Source organism: Actinomadura montaniterrae (assembly GCF_008923365.1).
In the GTDB taxonomy this organism is placed as follows: domain Bacteria; phylum Actinomycetota; class Actinomycetes; order Streptosporangiales; family Streptosporangiaceae; genus Spirillospora; species Spirillospora montaniterrae.
On record NZ_WBMR01000091.1, the window covers coordinates 1 to 16,148 of the forward strand.

Genomic DNA, 16,148 nt, shown 5'->3' on the forward strand with positions numbered 1-16,148 from the left:
GCGTGAGGCGTTCGGTGGTTATGGCGGAGGGGAAACACCCGGTCCCATTCCGAACCCGGAAGTTAAGCCCTTCAGCGCCGATGGTACTGCATGGGAGACCGTGTGGGAGAGTAGGACACCGCCGGACACATATTAGGAAGGCCCCGCCGGAAACGGCGGGGCCTTCCGCATTTCTGGAGTACCCCGGGTCAGGGTTCGATGAGGGCTTTCGCGTAGTTGGACAGGGAGCGGTTGTAGCGCGGCAGGTGGCGAGAAAGGGCGCCGAGCGCGAGTGCCGCGGCCTCGCGGTCACGGTCGAGGTCGGTCAGCGCCAAGGCGAGGAAGGCCGTGACGGCGTCGTCCAGCTCGTCGGAGCCGGCGTCGCGTTCCGCCGTGAGAAGCCTGACGCTCTCCTCCGCCTCGCCGAGATTCCGCAACGTGCTGGCGAACTGGATGGTCGCCCGGCGGCGGTGCGAGTCGGGGAGTCCTGCGGCGAACGCGCGCCGGTAATGCACCGCCGCCTGCGCTTCATGGCCAATGGAGTCGTGGGCGGAGGCCAGTTCGTACTCGGCGATGGCGTTTCCGGCAGGGAGCTCGCCGGTCAGGTCCTTGACCTTGGCGAGGAACGCCTGCGGTTCATGGTCGTCGAAGGTGGCCCAGAGGTCGGCGATCCGCCGTTGCCACCGTTCGTCCGGAATGGTCATCCCGGAAGCCTTCCACACGGAGGCCGGTGGTTCGTCCGGTGGCCGCCCGTGGGTCCGGCAGTTGAGCGGGGGGCGCAACGCGTGTGCAACGTGTGATGGGTGAGAATTGGTCCGTCCGGTGATGACCGGGCCATGGTCGCGCCGGTGCCAACCCACACACTTGCACCGGCGCGGCCACCGGTCCGCGCTCACACGTTCGCGTGGTGGGCCGCTGCGTCCTGATCACGGGCTTGCGCCGAGTGAGGCGCCGAGGTAGACGGCGCCGCCCCCGCCATCGCTACGGCGAACGCCAGTGCGTGGAGGACGGTGGGCGCTGCCAGCGGACGAAGCCGTTCCCCGGCCCCGACCGCAGGCGCTGGCGGGACGGCCGGCAAGGGGCGTGCAGGGAGATCAGCACCGCCGCGCCGAGGACTCCGCCGGCGAGGAACGTCGAGCGCCATCCGGCCGCCGTGCCGATCCAGGTGCCGACCGGGACGCCGGCGACCACGGCGGCGGTCAGCCCGGACGTGACCGTCGCGAGGTGGCGGCCGCGCCAGTCCGGCGGCGAGCGCATCGTGGCGGCCGAGAAGACGGCGGGGAGCGCGAGCGCGGCGGCCAGGGCCGCGAAGCAGTATGCCCCAGGTAGGCACGGGTGCGCGGGGACCGCGTCGCGGTGCCGACCGCAGCGGCCGGCGCGGCCGTTCTGCGCCGCCAACCTCGCTCCGGTCCTATCCGATGCTGCTCGCTCTGCGGGTCGGCCACGGCGCAGGTCAGCGAGAACATCGTCACCAGTCGGCCGGCGGCGGCCTCGCTGACCGACAGGCCGCGAGCGATGGACGGTCGTACTCCGGCGATGACGACGTCGTCTGTCTGCAGGGCGAAGGCGGTTAGCGTGAGCGTGGCGAGCCAGGGCCCGTGATCCGCATCGCCGCATGCAGATCCTGACGCGGTGCTCGACCGCCTCGCAGAGGTTGGCGTCCGGGCTGTCGATGCGTCCCGTCGTCCAGACGCTCGGGCAGAGCACGCACGTGCTCACGCATCACTTCGCGGGCAAGGACGCGCTACTCGAGCGGCTGGACGACGTTCAAGCGCGAGCAGTTGCGGACCATTGAGGGCTGGGACGACACAGGCCGGGGATCGGCATGATCGTTCGTGACTGGGGGCGCCGCCACCTGGTGCCTGAGAACATCGCGCACACGTGGCTGGTCCACGAGATCGAGGGGCTCGCGGCGGCGGGGCGCCTCGGCGGCCGGGTGCCCGCGTTCCTCGCCGCGCGGGCCGAGTTGGTCGCCTGCGGCGTGGAACCGGGCTAGGCACGCGTCAAGCGACCTCTCTCAACAGCGCCTACTCCGGCCCGCACGCCGACTTCCTCACCACCGGCGAGCGCGAGCGGGCGAGGTGGTCCTCGACCGGCTCGCGCGCGCCGGTGGGATCGGCCGTGCGCCCAGGTGGGGACGATGAACGACCGTCGCGCGCCCGGACGACCGTGGCCGGTGCGTTTGGTCAGGCGCCGGGATCGTCCTGGAACGCGGCGGCGTTGCGGGCGCACCAGTCGGCGAACGTCCGCGGGGCGCGTCCGATCAGCCGTTGCACCGTGTCCGTGCGGAACCCGGCGGTGTCCGCGCGCATCAGCGCGAACCCCTCGACGAGGGCCTCGGCGAGCGCCGGGGGAGCGCCGGCGGGGAAGCGGGCGCGCACGGCCTCCTCCGGCGTGCGGACCTCGCGGACGCTCAGGTCGCGGCCGATGGCGCGGGACAGGACGGCGACCTGGTCGGCGACGGTGAGCAGCTCGTCCCCGGTGAGGGCGTACGCCTCGCCCTCGTGGCCGTCCTCGGTCAGGACCGCGGCGGCCACGGCGGCGATGTCGGCGGTGTCGATCGGCGCGAACCGTCCGGGGCCGACGGGGTCGAGGACGTATCCGCCCTCCCGGATGGTCGGCAGCCACTCCAGGGCGTTCAGCATGAAGCCGCCGGGACGCAGGATCGTGACGGGGACGCCGGACGCGCGGACCGCCTCCTCGCGCTCGTGGTGCCAGCGGCCCATGGCGGGCATCGGGTCGCCGAGCACGTTCGTCGACGACAGGAGCACGATGTGCCGGATCCCGGCGTCGCGTGCGGCCGCGGCGGCGTTGGCCGCCTGGGCGGTGCCGATGCCCGGGGTGAGGAGGAACAGCCGGTCGGCGCCCTTGAAGGCGGCCGGCAGCGTGGCGGGGTCGTCGAGGTCGCCGACGGCGCGTTCGGCGCGGGTGGGGAGCCCGGCGGCGCGGGCCGGGTCGCGGACGAGGATCCGCACGTCGGCGCCCTTGGCGTCCAGCTCGCGGACGAGATCGCGGCCGATGTTCCCGGTGGCTCCGGTGACCAGTAGCATGGCGTCTCCAGAAGTCGTTTGCCGTCTAATGAATGCGGAGAACGTTAGCCGGGAAATGATTAGCCGTCAATCGATCCTGGGGAGGCCCGATGCCCGAGTTCCTCGACCTGCACGGCCGGACGTCCAAGGCGCTCCGCGCCGCGGCCGACGACGGCATGCGCCGGCACGGGCTGCATCTGGGGCAGAACCATCTCCTCGCCGCCCTCTGGGAACGCGACGGCCGCACCCCCGGCGAGATCGCCGCCGAACTGCACGTCACGACGCCCACGGTCGTCAAGATGGCCACCCGGATGGCGGCCGCCGGGCTGCTCATCCGCCGCCGCGACGACCGTGACAACCGGCTCGTCCGGCTGTGGCTGACCGGCGAGGGGCGAGCGCTGAGGGAACCGGTGGAGGCGGAACGCCGCGGTCTGGAGGAGGCGGTCCTCGCCGACCTGACCGGGGCGGAGCGGGAGCACCTGATGTCCGCCCTCGAGAAGATCCACCGCGCCGCGACCGCCCTGCTGGAGGAGTCCCGTCCGACCGGCTGAGCCGTGCCGCTGAACGGTGGCCCGGGGCCGCTGCCCCGCCCCGGGGTTCGACGATTCCCGGCCGCCTGATTCCCCTATGCAGATCATTGCCGTGTTCTGTCGGTGGCCGTTGTTACCTTGCGGGCATGACTCTGCTCGGGACGTACGAGGACGGCGATTATCGAGCCGAATTCGGCACGCTCGCGGTCCGTGGATTCTGGCCTGCCGGTGTCGGCGGAACGGGTGAACTCCGCCACCTGAATCTGCCTCTCCTGGCGGAGGACGCCTTCGCCGCGGGCGCGAGGAGCGACGTCGCGAGGGCCGGTGCCGGCTGGGTTCTCGGCACCGCGGCGGCGCATGCCCACGTGCGTCTCGAGGCTTATGACGCCGCGCCAGGAAGGGGTGCCGCCGGCTGGAATGACGTGGTGGAAACGCCCTTCCTGACATCGCGCGGCGAAATCAGGCTGACCCGTGCGCGCGGCGGCGATTCGCCATGGAACCTGAAACTCGCCCGGCCCGGGCTGCACCGGCTCTGCGTCCTGCGCCGCCGGACCTCGGATGGGCACAGATGGCTTCTGCAATTCTGGCCGGTGAGCGGCTCTCCCGAGGCGCCGCGATTCCTCGCCCGTTCCCGGCCCGCCGTCGGTACGGACCGCCCCGGCCACGGGGACAAGCGTTTCGGGCCGCTGGCCATGGACGTTCTGTCGGTGGCGCTGTGGTCGCCCGGCCGCCACACCCGCGCCGCCCTGGCCGAACGCCTCCTGGCGACACCGGAGCAGATCCGCGAGGCGCTGCGGTACCTGACGCGTCGCGGGATGCTGCGCGTCGGCGGGGTCGACGCGGGTCCCGCGTCGACGATCGCGCTGGTCCCGGAGCGTCCGCGTCCGCCGAACGCGGGTGCCGTGTCCGTGGCGCTGCCCTGGCGGACGGCGGCACGTTGAGCCGGTTTCGCCTGGTCGCGGCGAGGGTCAGGCGGCGTAGTTGCGGACGAGGCGGAGCGCCTCGGCGGCGTCCGGGCCCTCGGCGTGCAGGGCGGTCTGCTCGGGCCTGAGGCGGCGGGCGCCGAGCCGGCAGAAGTCCGCGGCCGGGCCGGTGATCCGGTTCGGCGCCGCGGGGTCCCCGAAGGTCCAGTGCGTCCCGTCCGGTGCGGTGAGGTCGCAGTGGACGGCCGCGCCCGGGCGGCCCGCGACCGAGAACGCGTAGGGGAGGGTCCGGTGGGCCAGCCAGGCGATGTGGCGCAGCCGGTCCGTGTCCGGGTAGCCGATGCCCAGCGGGACGGTGATGTCCTGCGCGTGCGCCCAGTGCTCGGCGAGCCGCGTCGTGGCGAGAGTGCGCGGGGAGAGGGACGTCCGGACCCAGGCGAGGCGGGCGCCCGGCGGGTGGGCGCGGAGCGCGTCCGGCGTGGCGAATGCCGCCTTGCGCCAGCGGGCGAGGAGGGCGTCCGGCGGGGCGCCGCGCTCGGCGGCGACGAGGTCGGCCATCGCGCCGTCGACGGTGGTCGCGGTGGACGGCAGGAACGCGCCGTCGCCGGTGGTGGCGGGGACGCCGACCGCCTCCTCGCTCTGCGCGAGGTGCAGGACCACGTCCGCGACGGTCCAGCCCTCCGCGCCGGACGGTGCGGACCACTGGTCCGGGGTCAGGGCCGCCAGCACGGCGTCCAGTTGCCGGTACTCGGCCGCGAGGTCGTCGATGACATCCGCCATGCCGCCACCATACCGAATCGCGTTCGGTTCGTCGGTGGCCGATGGCGGCCGCCTCGCGCGCGCCGTCCGCGTGCGAGGGGCGGCCGCCGTCAGGCGCGGGCGTGGCGGGCCAGGATCGGCTGCGAGTCGTCCAGCCTGCGCTGGCCGAGCCCGCGGGGCGCGGATCAGCGGGCGAGGAGATCGACGACGCCGGTGGTGCCCTCGTCGGGGTGGCCGTCGTCGAGGCGGCGGCGCATGAGGTCCATGAATGGGGTCAGCAGCTCGGGACTGACCTGCTGCTCCTCGGCCGTACGCAGCAGCGTCGCGTTGCCCCGCACCATCATGGCGAGGTTGGACGTCACGCCGCGGGTGTAGTCGCCGCTGTCCAGCTGCTCGGCGACGCCGTTCACGTAGCCGGCCATGGCAGCCAGCCAGCCCGCGAGCATGGGGGCGAAGTCCTTCGGCGCGACGTCCTCGTCGCGGACGAGCGCGAACGCGTGCGCGACGCCGGCGAACATCCCGGTCATCGCGCTCAGCAGCGCCACGTCGTGGAGGGCGGCGAAGCCGGGGTCCTCGCCGACGTACACGGTGCCGGCCGGCACGGCGAGCGCGGCGCGGTGCTCGTCGAAGAGCGGACGCGACCCGCTGTAGAACACGTAGCCGCCGGACCCCTCGGCGCCGATCATCGGCGGGACCGCCATGATCCCGCCGTCCAGGAAGCGGGCGCCCCGCTCCTCGGCCCACGCGGCCCGCGCGCGGGCCTCGGCGGGGGTGCCGGTGGTGAGGTCGACGAGGTCCTTGCCCGCCAGGTCGGCGTCCGCGAGGGCCGCGCGGACCGACGCGTCGTCGAGCAGGCAGACGACCACCAGGTCGTTCGCGGCGACCGCGTCGGCGGCGGTCTCCGCGACCTCGGCGCCCGCCGCGGCGAGCGGGGCGGCGCGAGCGGGCGTGCGGTTCCAGACGGTGGTCGGGTGCCCGGCGGCGAGCCAGGCGCGGGCGAGCGCCGTCCCCATGTCGCCGAGTCCGAGCAGGGTGAGCGAAGTGGTGTCCGAATCGGTGTGCTCCATGCCGACTAGGCTTCTCGCCGGGCCCGCGGATGATCAAGTACGCACTTCGAAGTGGGTGGTTACCGCGGGGTTAGCGAGCAGGCGGGGGTGGGCCGATGGGGATCGCGCGGAGGCCGGGCGCGTACGTGTGCGGGATCGACGCGGCGATGGACGTGATCGGCGGCAAGTGGAAGGTCCTGATCCTGTGGGCGCTCGCCGAGCGGCCCTGCCGGTTCGGGGAGCTGCGCAGGAACCTGCCCGGGGTGACGGAGAAGGTGCTCGCCGCCCAGCTGCGCGAGCTGGAGGCGGACGGCATCGTGTACCGCGAGGCGTTCGAGGAGGTGCCGCCCCGGGTCGAGTACTCGCTCACGCCGCTCGGCGCCTCGCTCAACGCGGCGCTGGCGCCGCTCGGCGCCTGGGGGCGCGAGCACATCATCGGCACCGGTCACGACGCCGGTCACGGCGACCGCCCGCCGGCGGGCGGTAACGGCGCTGAGGGCGGTGACCGCGCCGAGGGCAGTGACCGCGCCGAGGGCAGTGACCGCGCCGAGGGCAGTGACCGCGGTGAGGGCGGTGAGGGTGGTGGCGGTGGGCACAGCCGTGTGGACGCGCGGCGGTGAGGCGGGACGGCGCGCGTAGGATCCGATCATGCTGACGGCCGCCCTCGCGTTCGCCGGCGCCGCGCTGATCATCAACGTGGTGCCCGGCCTGGACACGCTGCTCGTCCTCCGGACGTCCATCAAGCTCGGCCGCGGCGGGGGTGTCGCCGCGGCGCTCGGGATCGTCACCGGCTGCTGCGTCTGGGGCCTCGCGACCGCGGCCGGCCTCACCGCGCTGCTGACGGCGTCCCGCCTCGCCTACGACGTGCTGCGCGTCTGCGGCGCCGCGTACCTGGTGTGGCTGGGCGCCACGGCGCTGTGGAAGGCCAGGCGGGACGAGCCCGCCGAAGAGGTCCCCGAACCGGCCGTGGCGGGCTCGCGGTGGGCGGCGTTCCGGGCCGGGGTCGGGACGAACCTGCTGAACCCCAAGGCCGGGATCTTCTACATGAGCCTGATCCCGCAGTTCATGCCGCACGGGGCGCCGGCGTTCGGCACGACGGTCCTGTTCACCGGCATCGACGTCGCGGAGCTGGCCGTCTGGTACTGGGCGGTGTCGGGGGCGGCGGCGAAGCTGGCGGAGCGGCTGCGGCGGCCGCGGGTCCGGCGGCGCCTGGAGCAGGCCGCCGGGGTCGCGTTCCTCGGATTCGCGGCCAACCTTCTCGCGGACCGCGCCTGACGGGTCCGGAACCGCCGTAGGCTTGCACGGGTGACCGAGAAGCTCTGGGAGATCGAACCGTCCGGCCCGCTGCGCGGCGATGTCACCGTCCGGGGGGCGAAGAACGCGGTCAGCAAGCACATGGTCGCGGCGATGCTCGGCGCGGAACCGAGCACCATCCGCAACGCCCCCGACGTCGGCGAGGTCGGGATCACGGCCGGGATGCTCGAGCACGTCGGGATGGCCGTCGAGCGGTCCGGCGGTGAGATCACCGTGGTGCCGCGGCCGGTAGCGGACCCGAGCGTCGGCAAGGCGTTCACCGGCCTGAACCGGATCCCGATCCTGATGCTGGGCCCGCTGCTGCACCTGGCCGGGGAGGCGTTCGTCCCGCTGGTCGGCGGCGACCCGATCGGGCGGCGGCCCGTCGACTTCCACGTGGACGCGCTGCGCGCGTTCGGCGCCGAGGTGACGATCGCGGCCGACGGCATCCACGCCCGCGCGTCCCGGCTGGTCGGGACGCGGATCGACCTGCCGTACCCGAGCGTCGGCGCCACCGAGACGGTGCTGCTCGCGGCGGTCAGGGCGCAGGGCAAGACCGTCATCCGGAACGCGGCGACGGAACCGGAGATCATCGAGCTGGCGCTGTTCCTGCAGCGGATGGGCGCGCGAATCTCGTTCGCGCCCGACCGCCGGATCGTCGTCGAGGGCGTCGACCGGCTGGGCGGGGCCGTGACGCGGCTCGAGGGCGACCGGATCGAGGCGTTCTCCTACCTGGTGGCGGGCCTGGTGACCCGCGGCGAGGTGCGGGTGCACGGCTGCCCGCAGGACCGCCTGGTCACCGCGATCACCACGCTGGCCCGGATGGGCGCCCGGTTCGAGATCACCGACGACTGGATCATGGCGTCGGCGCCGGACGGGCTGCGTCCCGCGGCCGTCCAGACCGACACCCACCCGGGGTTCGCGACGGACTGGCAGACGCCGCTGATGGTGCTGTTCACGCAGGCGGACGGCATGTCGGTGCTGCACGAGACCGTGTACGAGAACCGGCTCGCGTACGTCCCGGCGCTGCAGAGCATGGGCGCGGAGATCGAGGTCTACGACACGTGCCTGGGCGGCCCCGCGTGCCGCTACCACGACACGGCGGCGCTGCACTCGGCGGTCGTGCGCGGGGTGTCGAAGCTCCGCGGCGGCGACGTGACGATGCCGGACATCCGGGCCGGGTTCTCGGCGGTGCTCGCCGCGGCGGTCGCCGAGGGGCCGTCGACGCTGCGCGGCGTCCACCACATCGAGCGCGGCTACCACCGTCCCGTCGAGCAGTTCCGGGCGCTGGGCCTCGCCCTGCGGGCCGTCTAGCCGACGGCCGGGACGGTGCCCGGCCAGGTGTAGGCGAGGGTGCCGCCGACGGGCAGGTCGTGCCAGAGCGCGGCCGCCCGGTCCAGGTGCGGCAGGATCCGGCGGACCCTGGCCTCGTCCTCCGGCGCCGGGGGGCGGCCGGCCGCCCACTCGGGCGTCCGGGCGCCCGCGCGGCGCCTCCAGGCGACGTCGGTGATGCCGGCGAGCCGCTCGGACGCGGCCATGTCCTCGTGCCCGGTCCGGCGCAGCGACGCCTCCCGCTTGCGCGTCCTGCGCTGGGCCCGCGCGCGCTCGCGCGGGGCGCTCGCGGTCTCGCCGACCGGGGTGAACCCGCCGCCGCCCGCCGCGGCGCGTCCGAAGACCCCCGAGTCCAGCCCGAGCACGGCCTCGGTCAGGTAGTGGACGAGGTCGTGCGGTATGTGGTCGTCGTAGCCGGGGGCGGGATCCATGCGGCGGGTCGCGCGGCCCGGGGCGGTGACGACCACCGCGTACCGGCGCTCCCCGGTCCGTTCGAAGATCACTTCCACGCGGTCAGGCTAGGGTGACGCGTGCGGAGATCGCATTCGCTTTTCGGCGCCGGGTAGCGTGGGCCGTTCGCCCGCACGGAGGGACCGACCGTGGAATTCGACCGGCGCGACCCGTACCCCTGCTACGCCCGGGCCAGGGAGGCCGAGGGGCTGACGTTCGTTCCGGAGCTGGACGCCTGGCTCGTCGCGCGGGACGCGGACGCGCGGGCGGTGCTGCGCGACGCGGAGACCTTCTCCTCGGCCGGGGCGATGCGCCCCGAGGCGATGCCGGGACCGGAGGCGATCGCCGTGCTGGAGGCGGTGCCGTCGGGACGCCCGGTGGTGCTGTCCGCGGACGGCGACGAGCACCGGCGGGTGCGCGAGCCGCTGGTCCGGGGGCTGTCGCCGCGGCGGGTCGCCGCGGTCGTGCCGTTCGTCGAGCGGCGGGCCGCCGAGCTCGTCGCGTCGTTCGCGGGCGACGGGAGCGTCGAGCTGATGTCCCGGTACGCGCGGGTCCTGCCGGGCGAGGTGATCGGGCACCTGCTCGGGCTCGACCCGGCGGACGTCCCGGCGCTGGTGCGGGGCGGTTACCGGGCCGAGGCGCTGGTCTTCACGCCGATGGAGCCGGACGAGCAGGTCGCGGCGGCGCACGAGGTCGCCGGGATGAAGCGGCTGCTGGAGGTGCTGGTCCGGAGCCGGGGCGGCGATCCCGGAAACGACTTGACCGGCGAGATGATCCGGGCGATCGAGCCGTACGGCACGCTGATCTCCAACCTGCAGAACCTGCTGCTGGCCGGGCACCTGACGACGACCGCGCTGATCGGCACCGCCGTCCTGCACCTGCTGCGGGACCGGGAGCAGTGGGAGCTGCTCTGCGAGCGTCCCGAGCTGGCCGCGGCGGCGGTCGAGGAGGCCGCCCGCCACGACGCGCCCGTGCAGGGGTTCCGGCGGGTGGCGACGCGGCCGGTGACGGTCGCCGGCACCGACCTGCCCGCGGGCGCGCAGGTCTTCGTCGCCTTCGGCGCCGCCGGCCGCGACCCGGACGCCCACGACCGGCCGGACGCGTTCGACATCACGCGCCCGCCCGCGCGGCACCTGGCGTTCGGCCACGGCGCGCACGCCTGCCCGGGGGCGCAGCTAGCACGCGAGCAGGTGCGGATCTCGCTGGTGACGCTGGCGGGCGAACTGCCCGGCCTGCGGCTCGCGGGACCGGTGGAGACGCAGCCGAACCTGATCCACCGCTCGCCGGAGGAGCTTCTCCTTACCTGGTGATGACCGAAACCTCCAAGACGGCGGCGCCGCGCGCGGCGAGGCTGGAGGCATGGATCTGACCAAGGCATCCGACTTCATGGCCACGCACGCGCGCCTCCTCGACCGCCGCCGCTTCGAGCTGCTCACCGGGGAGGGCGACCGGGACGCCGCGCTGTCGGCGCTGAACGCCTACCGCAACCCCGACGGCGGGTACGGCCACGGCCTCGAGCCCGACCTGCGGTCGCGGACGAGCCAGCCGGGTCCCGCGCTGCACGCCTTCGAGGTGTTCGCCGAGCTGGCGCCCGTCACGGCGCCCGAGGCGGCGGCGCTCTGCGACTGGCTGGACACGGTGACGCTGCCGGAGGGCGGCATCCCGTTCGGCGTACACGTCCCCGACCCGGCCGGGTGCGCGCCGTTCTGGACGGGCGCGGACCCGGACGCGCCGTCACTGCAGATCACCGCGGTGGTCGCGGCGATGGCGCACCGCGTCGCCGCGCATGACCCGGCGGTCGCCGCGCATCCGTGGCTCGCCCGCGCCACCCGCTTCTGCATGGACGCCGTCCGCGCGAAGACCGAGCTGCACGCGCTGGAGCTGGCGTTCGCGCTGTGGCTGCTGGACGCCGTCCACGCGGACGAACCGGAGGCGGCCGAGCTGATCGCGCTGCTCGGCGAGCACATCCCGCCGGACGGGCTCGTCCACGTCGCGGGCGGGCTGGAGGACGAGATGATGCGCCCGCTCGACTTCGCGCCGCTGCCGAGCACGCCCGTCCGGGCGCTGTTCGCGCCGGACGTCGTCGCCGCGGAACTCGACCGGCTGGAGCGGGGGCAGGAGGCGGACGGCGGCTGGCGCGTCGACTTCGCCAGCTACTCGCCCGCCGCGAAGCTGGAGTGGCGCGGTTACCAGACCGTCAAGGCCGTCTCCATCCTGCGCGCCAACGGCCGCGGCTAGCGGCCGCGCCGGACGGCTGTGGCTAGAGGGCGAGGCGGAAGCGTTCGCGCAGGTCGCCTAGCCGTTCGACGGGTTCGTTGGCGAACACCAGCCGCAGGTGGTGGGCGCCGCTCGGGCCCCAGCCGTCCATCGGTGTGGCGGCGACCTTCGCGCGCTCGAACAGCCGCCGCGACAGGTCGGCGGGGGACAGGCCGAGCGGGCGCGTGTCGATGAGCAGCGACCAGCCGCCGTGCGGCCGCACCACGGGCAGGTCGGACAGCTGGTCCAGGATCATGTCGCAGCGCTCCCGCCAGGTCGCCGTTGCGGCGGCGACGTCGGCGTCGGCGTCCGGCGCGGTGAGCGCCGCCGCGACCGCCTCCTGCGCGATCCCGACCTGGCAGACGACGTTGGTGAGCCCGACGAGCCGGACGTCGTGCAGGATCGAGGCCGGTCCGGTGACCCACCCGACCCGCCACCCGATCATCCGCAGCTCCTTGGACGCCGACCCCACCGTGATCGTCCGGTCGGCCAGCCCGGGGACGCGCGCGGGATGGTCCGGGCCGCGGCCGTCGAACCGGATCCGCTCCATCGCGGCGTCGTAGATGAGCCATGCGTCGTGCCGTTCGAGGGCTCCGGCGAGGGCGGTCCAGTGCGTCTCGTCGAGGACCAGCCCGGTCGGCATCGCCGGGCCCATCATCAGGACGGCGGCGGTCCGCGGCCCGACCGCGTCCGCGAGCCGCTGAGGATCGACCGTCCAGCCGCCGGTAGACGCCTCGCACGGGACGAACCGGGGCACTCCGCCCGCGAGCCGCACCCGGTTGACGAGCCCGGCGTAGATCGGGTCGCAGAGCACGACCTCCTCGCCGGGCTCCACGGTGGCGAGGAGCGTGTTGAGGACGCCGTTGAGCCCGCCCGCGACGCTGACGCACTCGGTCGCCGGGTCGTAGGCGCGCCCGGCGATCCGCTCGACGTGCGCCGCGGCGGCCTCCAGCAGGCTCCCGCGCCCCTGGAACGGCAGGTAGCTGTTGGCGTCGTCGGCGTCCACCGCGGCGCGCGTCGCGGCGAGCGCGACGGCGGGCGGGCGGACGTCGGTGTCGAGGTTCTCCAGCCGGAGGAACTCGGGGTCGGCGGCCGCGTCGGCGGCGTCGCCGACCTCGTCCACGCCGATGCCGGGGATGTCGCGGAGCCGGGACACGGGCACGCTGCCACCTCTCGTCGATCTTGATCTCGACGCCAGCCTCGCGCACCCCCGGCCGCGGCGTCCAGGGAGGGACGGCGGGCCGTGGGATCCTTGAGGGCGCAGGCCACATCCGTGCCGCGGGCGCCGGGCGCCCCGGCCCATGGCACCGGAGGACCTTATGGGCAACGGCCCCGGCTACACCGCGCTCACCCCGCTGGCGTTCCTGAAACGGTCCGCGGAGGTGTTCCCCGGCAAGACGGCCTACGCGTACGGGGACCGCCGGGCGACGTACGCGGAGTTCGCCGCGGAGGCGACGCGGCTGGCGAACGCGCTGCGGGCGTCGGGGATCGGGCCGGGCGACCGGGTGGCCTACCTCGCTCCGAACATCCCGGAACTGCTGGTCGCGCACTTCGGCGTGCCGCTGGCCGGCGCGGTGCTCGTCGCGATCAACACGCGGCTGGCGGCGGAGGAGATCCGCTACATCCTCGAGCACTCCGGGGCGAAGGTGCTCGTCGTCGACGCGGGCCTGCACCCGGGCGTCGCGCCGATCGCCGGGGCGCTGCCCGAGGTCGTCACCGTGCCCGCCGAGGGCTGCGACCCCGACCCGTCCGTCGGCGGGATCTCCTACGCCGAGTTCCTGGCGCGCGGGTCGGACGACCCCCTGCCGTGGGAGGTGGACGACGAGAACGCGCCCATCTCCATCAACTACACGTCGGGGACCACGGGGCGGCCGAAGGGCGTCGTCTACACCCACCGCGGCGCCTACGTGAACGCGCTCGGCGAGGTGCTGCACTCGCGGCACACGCCCGACAGCGTGTACCTGTGGACGCTCCCGATGTTCCACTGCAACGGATGGTGCACGGGATGGGCGCTCGCCGCGATCGGCGGGACGCAGGTGTGCCTGCGCGCCGTCGACGCGGCGGAGGTGTGGCGGCTGATCGACTCCGAGGGCGTCACGCACCTCAACGGCGCCCCGACCGTCCTCGTCACCATCGCGAACGCGGCGCAGGCGCATCCGCTGGACGCGCCGCTGACCGTCACCACCGCGGGCGCACCGCCCAGCCCCACGATCATCGGGCAGATGGAGGCGCTCGGCGCGACGATCGTGCACGTCTACGGGCTGACCGAGACCTACGGGCCGTACTCGGTGTGCGAGCCGCAGCCCGGCTGGGACGCGCTCGCCGCGCCCGAGCGGTCCCGGCTGCTGGCCCGGCAGGGCGTCGGCATGCTCCAGACGGACGGCCTGCGGGTCGTCGACGCGGACATGAACGACGTCCCCGCCGACGGCGAGACGCTCGGCGAGATCGTCATGCGCGGCAACAACGTGATGAAGGGGTACCACCGCGACGAGGAGGCCACCGCGCGGGCGTTCCGTGGCGGCTGGTTCCACTCCGGCGACCTCGGCGTCCGCTACCCGGACGGCTACGTGGAGCTGCGCGACCGGTCCAAGGACATCATCATCTCCGGCGGCGAGAACATCTCCACGGTCGAGGTCGAGCGCGCCATCGACACGCACCCGGCGGTGCTGGAGGTCGCCGTCGTCGCCGTCCCGGACGAGAAGTGGGGCGAGCGGCCGAAGGCGTTCGTCGTGCTGCGCGAGGGGCGCACGGCGACGGAGACGGAGCTGATCGAGCACGTCCGCGCGGGTCTCGCCCGCTTCAAGGCGCCGGACACCGTCGAGTTCGTCACGGAGCTGCCCAAGACGTCCACCGGCAAGATCCAGAAGTTCCAGCTGCGGGAGCGGGAGTGGGCCGGCCGGGACCGCCGCGTCCAGGGCTAGCGGGCCCCGTTCCGGCCGTCCCCCGCGCGTGATGAGCCGCCGTTCGTGGGAAGGGGTGTAGGGCCGCACCCGCGCACGGACGGAGAGGGGATCCGGATGCCGCCCAGGCCGACGGGGAACGTGCTGATCGTGGGCGCCGGGCCGACCGGGCTCCTGCTCGCGGGGGACCTCGCGGCGGCCGGCGTCGGATGCACCGTGCTGGAGCGGCGCCCCGAGGAGACCGACAACCTGACCCGCGCGTTCGCCGTGCACGCGCGGACGCTGGAGCTGCTCGACGCGCGCGGTGTCGCCGACGAGCTGGTCGCGACGGGGGAGCGGGTCGGCGGGCTGCGGCTGCTCGGCGCCGCGGCGCTGGACCTGTCCCGGCTGCCCGGCCGCTTCCCGTACGTGCTGGTCACGCCGCAGTACGAGACCGAGCGGGTGCTGCGTGAGCGTGCGCTGGCGGCCGGCGCCGAGATCGTCCACGGCGCGGAGGCGACCGGGCTGCGGCAGGACGCGGAGGGCGTGGACGTCGACGTCCGGATGGCCGACGGGTCCACCGCGACCCGCCGCGCGTCGTACGTCGTCGGCGCCGACGGCGTCCGCAGCACCGTCCGCAAGGCGCTCGGCCTGCCGTTCTCCGGCCGGTCCGTGGTGCGGTCGGTGATGCTGGCGGACGTGCGGCTGGACGACGCGCCCGCCGAGGTCCTCACCGCCGGGGCGTCCGGTGACGCGTTCGCGTTCATCGCGCCGTTCGGCGACGGCTGGTACCGGGTGATCGCGTGGAACCGCCGGCACCAGGCCGCCGACTCCGAGCCCGTCGACCTGGACGAGATCCGCGACGTCGCGCGCCGCGCGCTCGGCTCCGACCACGGGATGCGCGATCCACGCTGGACGTCGCGGTTCCACAGCGACGAGCGGCAGGTGCCGCGCTACCGGGTCGGACGGGTGTTCCTCGCGGGGGACGCCGCGCACGTCCACTCGCCGGCGGGCGGCCAGGGCATGAACACCGGGATCCAGGACGCGGCGAACCTCGGCTGGAAGCTCGCCGCCGAGCTGAACGGCTGGGCGCCGTCGTGGCTGCTGGACAGCTACCAGGAGGAGCGCCATCCGGTCGGCGGGCAGGTGCTGCGCGGAAGCGGGGCGCTGCTGAGGTTCGCGCTGGTCGAGCAGCCGTGGCTGCGCCGCGCGCGGTCCGTCGCGGCGTGGGCGGCGACGCACGTGCGGCCGGTCGCGCGGCGGCTGGCCGGCGCGGTGTCCGGCATCGACATCGCCTACCCCGCGCCGCGCGGCGCGCACCGCCTCACCGGCATGCGCGCCCCGGACGTCCCGGTCGCGGGCGCCCCGGGGCGCCTCTACCGGCTGCTCGGCGACGGGCGGTTCGTCCTCGTCGTCGCGGCGAACGACCCGGCGGTCACCTACCTGGCGACCAAGCGGTGGGCGGGACGGGTGCACTGCGCGCTCGCGGGTGGCGCCACCCGCACGACCGCGCTGGTCCGCCCCGACGGGTACATCGCGTGGGCGTGCGACGAGACCGCGCCGGACCGGCGGGCCACCGCGATCCGGGAGGCGCTCGCGCACTGGTGCGGGCGCCCGGCGGACCGTCCGGCGCACGACCGGGAGCGTCCCGCGCGGCCCGTGTGAGCCCGTC

General features: G+C 74.6%; 18 protein-coding genes and 1 rRNA gene. 12 read left to right on the plus strand and 7 right to left on the minus strand.

What is annotated here, in order from left to right:
• Positions 1-10: 10 nt before the first annotated feature.
• Positions 11-127: ribosomal RNA gene (gene rrf / locus F9B16_RS27125) — 5S ribosomal RNA — on the plus strand.
• A gap of 61 nt (positions 128-188) precedes the next feature.
• On the opposite strand, the gene F9B16_RS27130 is transcribed toward rrf, so the two are convergent.
• Together F9B16_RS27130 and F9B16_RS51225 are read right to left on the minus strand one after the other, a co-directional pair.
• Positions 189-683 carry a tetratricopeptide repeat protein gene (locus F9B16_RS27130; RefSeq protein WP_151543032.1) on the minus strand — a complete coding sequence of 165 codons (495 nt, stop codon included), beginning with the start codon at positions 681-683 and terminating at the stop codon, positions 189-191.
• A 277-nt stretch (positions 684-960) separates the two neighbouring features.
• The gene (locus F9B16_RS51225) at positions 961-1,377 is read right to left on the minus strand and encodes an MFS transporter (protein ID WP_192809017.1); all 417 of its coding nucleotides are present in this window, start codon (positions 1,375-1,377) and stop codon (positions 961-963) included.
• A 217-nt stretch (positions 1,378-1,594) separates the two neighbouring features.
• Between F9B16_RS51225 and F9B16_RS52920 the strand changes: the two genes are divergently transcribed.
• Both F9B16_RS52920 and F9B16_RS52925 read left to right on the plus strand, forming a co-directional pair.
• The gene (locus F9B16_RS52920; RefSeq protein WP_225991980.1) at positions 1,595-1,774 is read left to right on the plus strand and encodes a TetR family transcriptional regulator; all 180 of its coding nucleotides are present in this window, start codon (positions 1,595-1,597) and stop codon (positions 1,772-1,774) included.
• A 30-nt stretch (positions 1,775-1,804) separates the two neighbouring features.
• A complete protein-coding gene (locus F9B16_RS52925) occupies positions 1,805-1,975 on the plus strand; it encodes a hypothetical protein (RefSeq protein ID WP_225991981.1) in 171 nt (56 codons plus the stop codon).
• Between the two features lie 190 nt (positions 1,976-2,165).
• On the opposite strand, the gene F9B16_RS27145 is transcribed toward F9B16_RS52925, so the two are convergent.
• On the minus strand, positions 2,166-3,029 hold the full coding sequence (locus F9B16_RS27145) for an NAD(P)H-binding protein (RefSeq protein ID WP_151543034.1): 864 nt from the start codon (positions 3,027-3,029) through the stop codon (positions 2,166-2,168).
• Between the two features lie 89 nt (positions 3,030-3,118).
• Here F9B16_RS27145 and F9B16_RS27150 point away from each other — a divergent pair, with 89 nt between their 5' ends.
• Both F9B16_RS27150 and F9B16_RS27155 read left to right on the plus strand, forming a co-directional pair.
• Positions 3,119-3,559 (plus strand): MarR family winged helix-turn-helix transcriptional regulator, encoded by a 441-nt coding sequence (locus F9B16_RS27150; RefSeq protein ID WP_151543035.1) that lies wholly within the window; start codon positions 3,119-3,121, stop codon positions 3,557-3,559.
• Positions 3,560-3,684: 125 nt separating this feature from the next.
• Positions 3,685-4,479, plus strand: a complete 795-nt coding sequence (locus tag F9B16_RS27155; RefSeq protein ID WP_151543036.1) for a hypothetical protein — start codon at positions 3,685-3,687, stop codon at positions 4,477-4,479.
• 27 nt (positions 4,480-4,506) lie between these two features.
• Here F9B16_RS27155 and F9B16_RS27160 read toward each other — a convergent pair whose 3' ends face one another.
• On the minus strand, positions 4,507-5,241 hold the full coding sequence (locus F9B16_RS27160; RefSeq protein WP_151543037.1) for a maleylpyruvate isomerase family mycothiol-dependent enzyme: 735 nt from the start codon (positions 5,239-5,241) through the stop codon (positions 4,507-4,509).
• Positions 5,242-5,405: 164 nt separating this feature from the next.
• Positions 5,406-6,287, minus strand: coding sequence for an NAD(P)-dependent oxidoreductase (locus F9B16_RS27165; RefSeq protein ID WP_151543038.1), 882 nt, complete (start codon positions 6,285-6,287; stop codon positions 5,406-5,408).
• A gap of 95 nt (positions 6,288-6,382) precedes the next feature.
• Between F9B16_RS27165 and F9B16_RS27170 the strand changes: the two genes are divergently transcribed.
• From F9B16_RS27170 to murA, 3 genes are read left to right on the plus strand one after another with little or no spacing between them, the layout of a single operon-like run.
• Complete coding sequence (locus tag F9B16_RS27170) at positions 6,383-6,886, plus strand: winged helix-turn-helix transcriptional regulator (protein WP_151543039.1); 504 nt, start codon at positions 6,383-6,385, stop codon at positions 6,884-6,886.
• Positions 6,887-6,914: 28 nt separating this feature from the next.
• Positions 6,915-7,541, plus strand: a complete 627-nt coding sequence (locus F9B16_RS27175) for a LysE family translocator (protein ID WP_151543040.1) — start codon at positions 6,915-6,917, stop codon at positions 7,539-7,541.
• 30 nt (positions 7,542-7,571) lie between these two features.
• Positions 7,572-8,873 carry a UDP-N-acetylglucosamine 1-carboxyvinyltransferase gene (murA, locus tag F9B16_RS27180; protein WP_151543041.1) on the plus strand — a complete coding sequence of 434 codons (1,302 nt, stop codon included), beginning with the start codon at positions 7,572-7,574 and terminating at the stop codon, positions 8,871-8,873.
• Here murA and F9B16_RS27185 read toward each other — a convergent pair.
• A complete protein-coding gene (locus tag F9B16_RS27185) occupies positions 8,870-9,400 on the minus strand; it encodes a hypothetical protein (RefSeq protein WP_151543042.1) in 531 nt (176 codons plus the stop codon). The two genes, murA and F9B16_RS27185, sit on opposite strands and share 4 nt — an antisense overlap.
• A gap of 90 nt (positions 9,401-9,490) precedes the next feature.
• On the opposite strand from F9B16_RS27185, the gene F9B16_RS27190 reads away from it, so the two are divergent.
• Both F9B16_RS27190 and F9B16_RS27195 read left to right on the plus strand, forming a co-directional pair.
• Positions 9,491-10,651, plus strand: coding sequence for a cytochrome P450 (locus F9B16_RS27190; RefSeq protein WP_151543043.1), 1,161 nt, complete (start codon positions 9,491-9,493; stop codon positions 10,649-10,651).
• Positions 10,652-10,700: 49 nt separating this feature from the next.
• The gene (locus tag F9B16_RS27195; protein ID WP_151543044.1) at positions 10,701-11,579 is read left to right on the plus strand and encodes a hypothetical protein; all 879 of its coding nucleotides are present in this window, start codon (positions 10,701-10,703) and stop codon (positions 11,577-11,579) included.
• 22 nt (positions 11,580-11,601) lie between these two features.
• Here F9B16_RS27195 and F9B16_RS27200 read toward each other — a convergent pair whose 3' ends face one another.
• Positions 11,602-12,759: a pyridoxal phosphate-dependent aminotransferase gene (locus tag F9B16_RS27200; protein ID WP_151543045.1), complete on the minus strand. Its 1,158-nt coding sequence runs from the start codon at positions 12,757-12,759 to the stop codon at positions 11,602-11,604.
• Between the two features lie 157 nt (positions 12,760-12,916).
• Here F9B16_RS27200 and F9B16_RS27205 point away from each other — a divergent pair, with 157 nt between their 5' ends.
• Together F9B16_RS27205 and F9B16_RS27210 are read left to right on the plus strand one after the other, a co-directional pair.
• Complete coding sequence (locus F9B16_RS27205) at positions 12,917-14,518, plus strand: acyl--CoA ligase family protein (RefSeq protein ID WP_151543046.1); 1,602 nt, start codon at positions 12,917-12,919, stop codon at positions 14,516-14,518.
• Positions 14,519-14,614: 96 nt separating this feature from the next.
• Positions 14,615-16,141, plus strand: a complete 1,527-nt coding sequence (locus F9B16_RS27210) for an FAD-dependent monooxygenase (RefSeq protein ID WP_151543047.1) — start codon at positions 14,615-14,617, stop codon at positions 16,139-16,141.
• Positions 16,142-16,148: the final 7 nt, after the last annotated feature.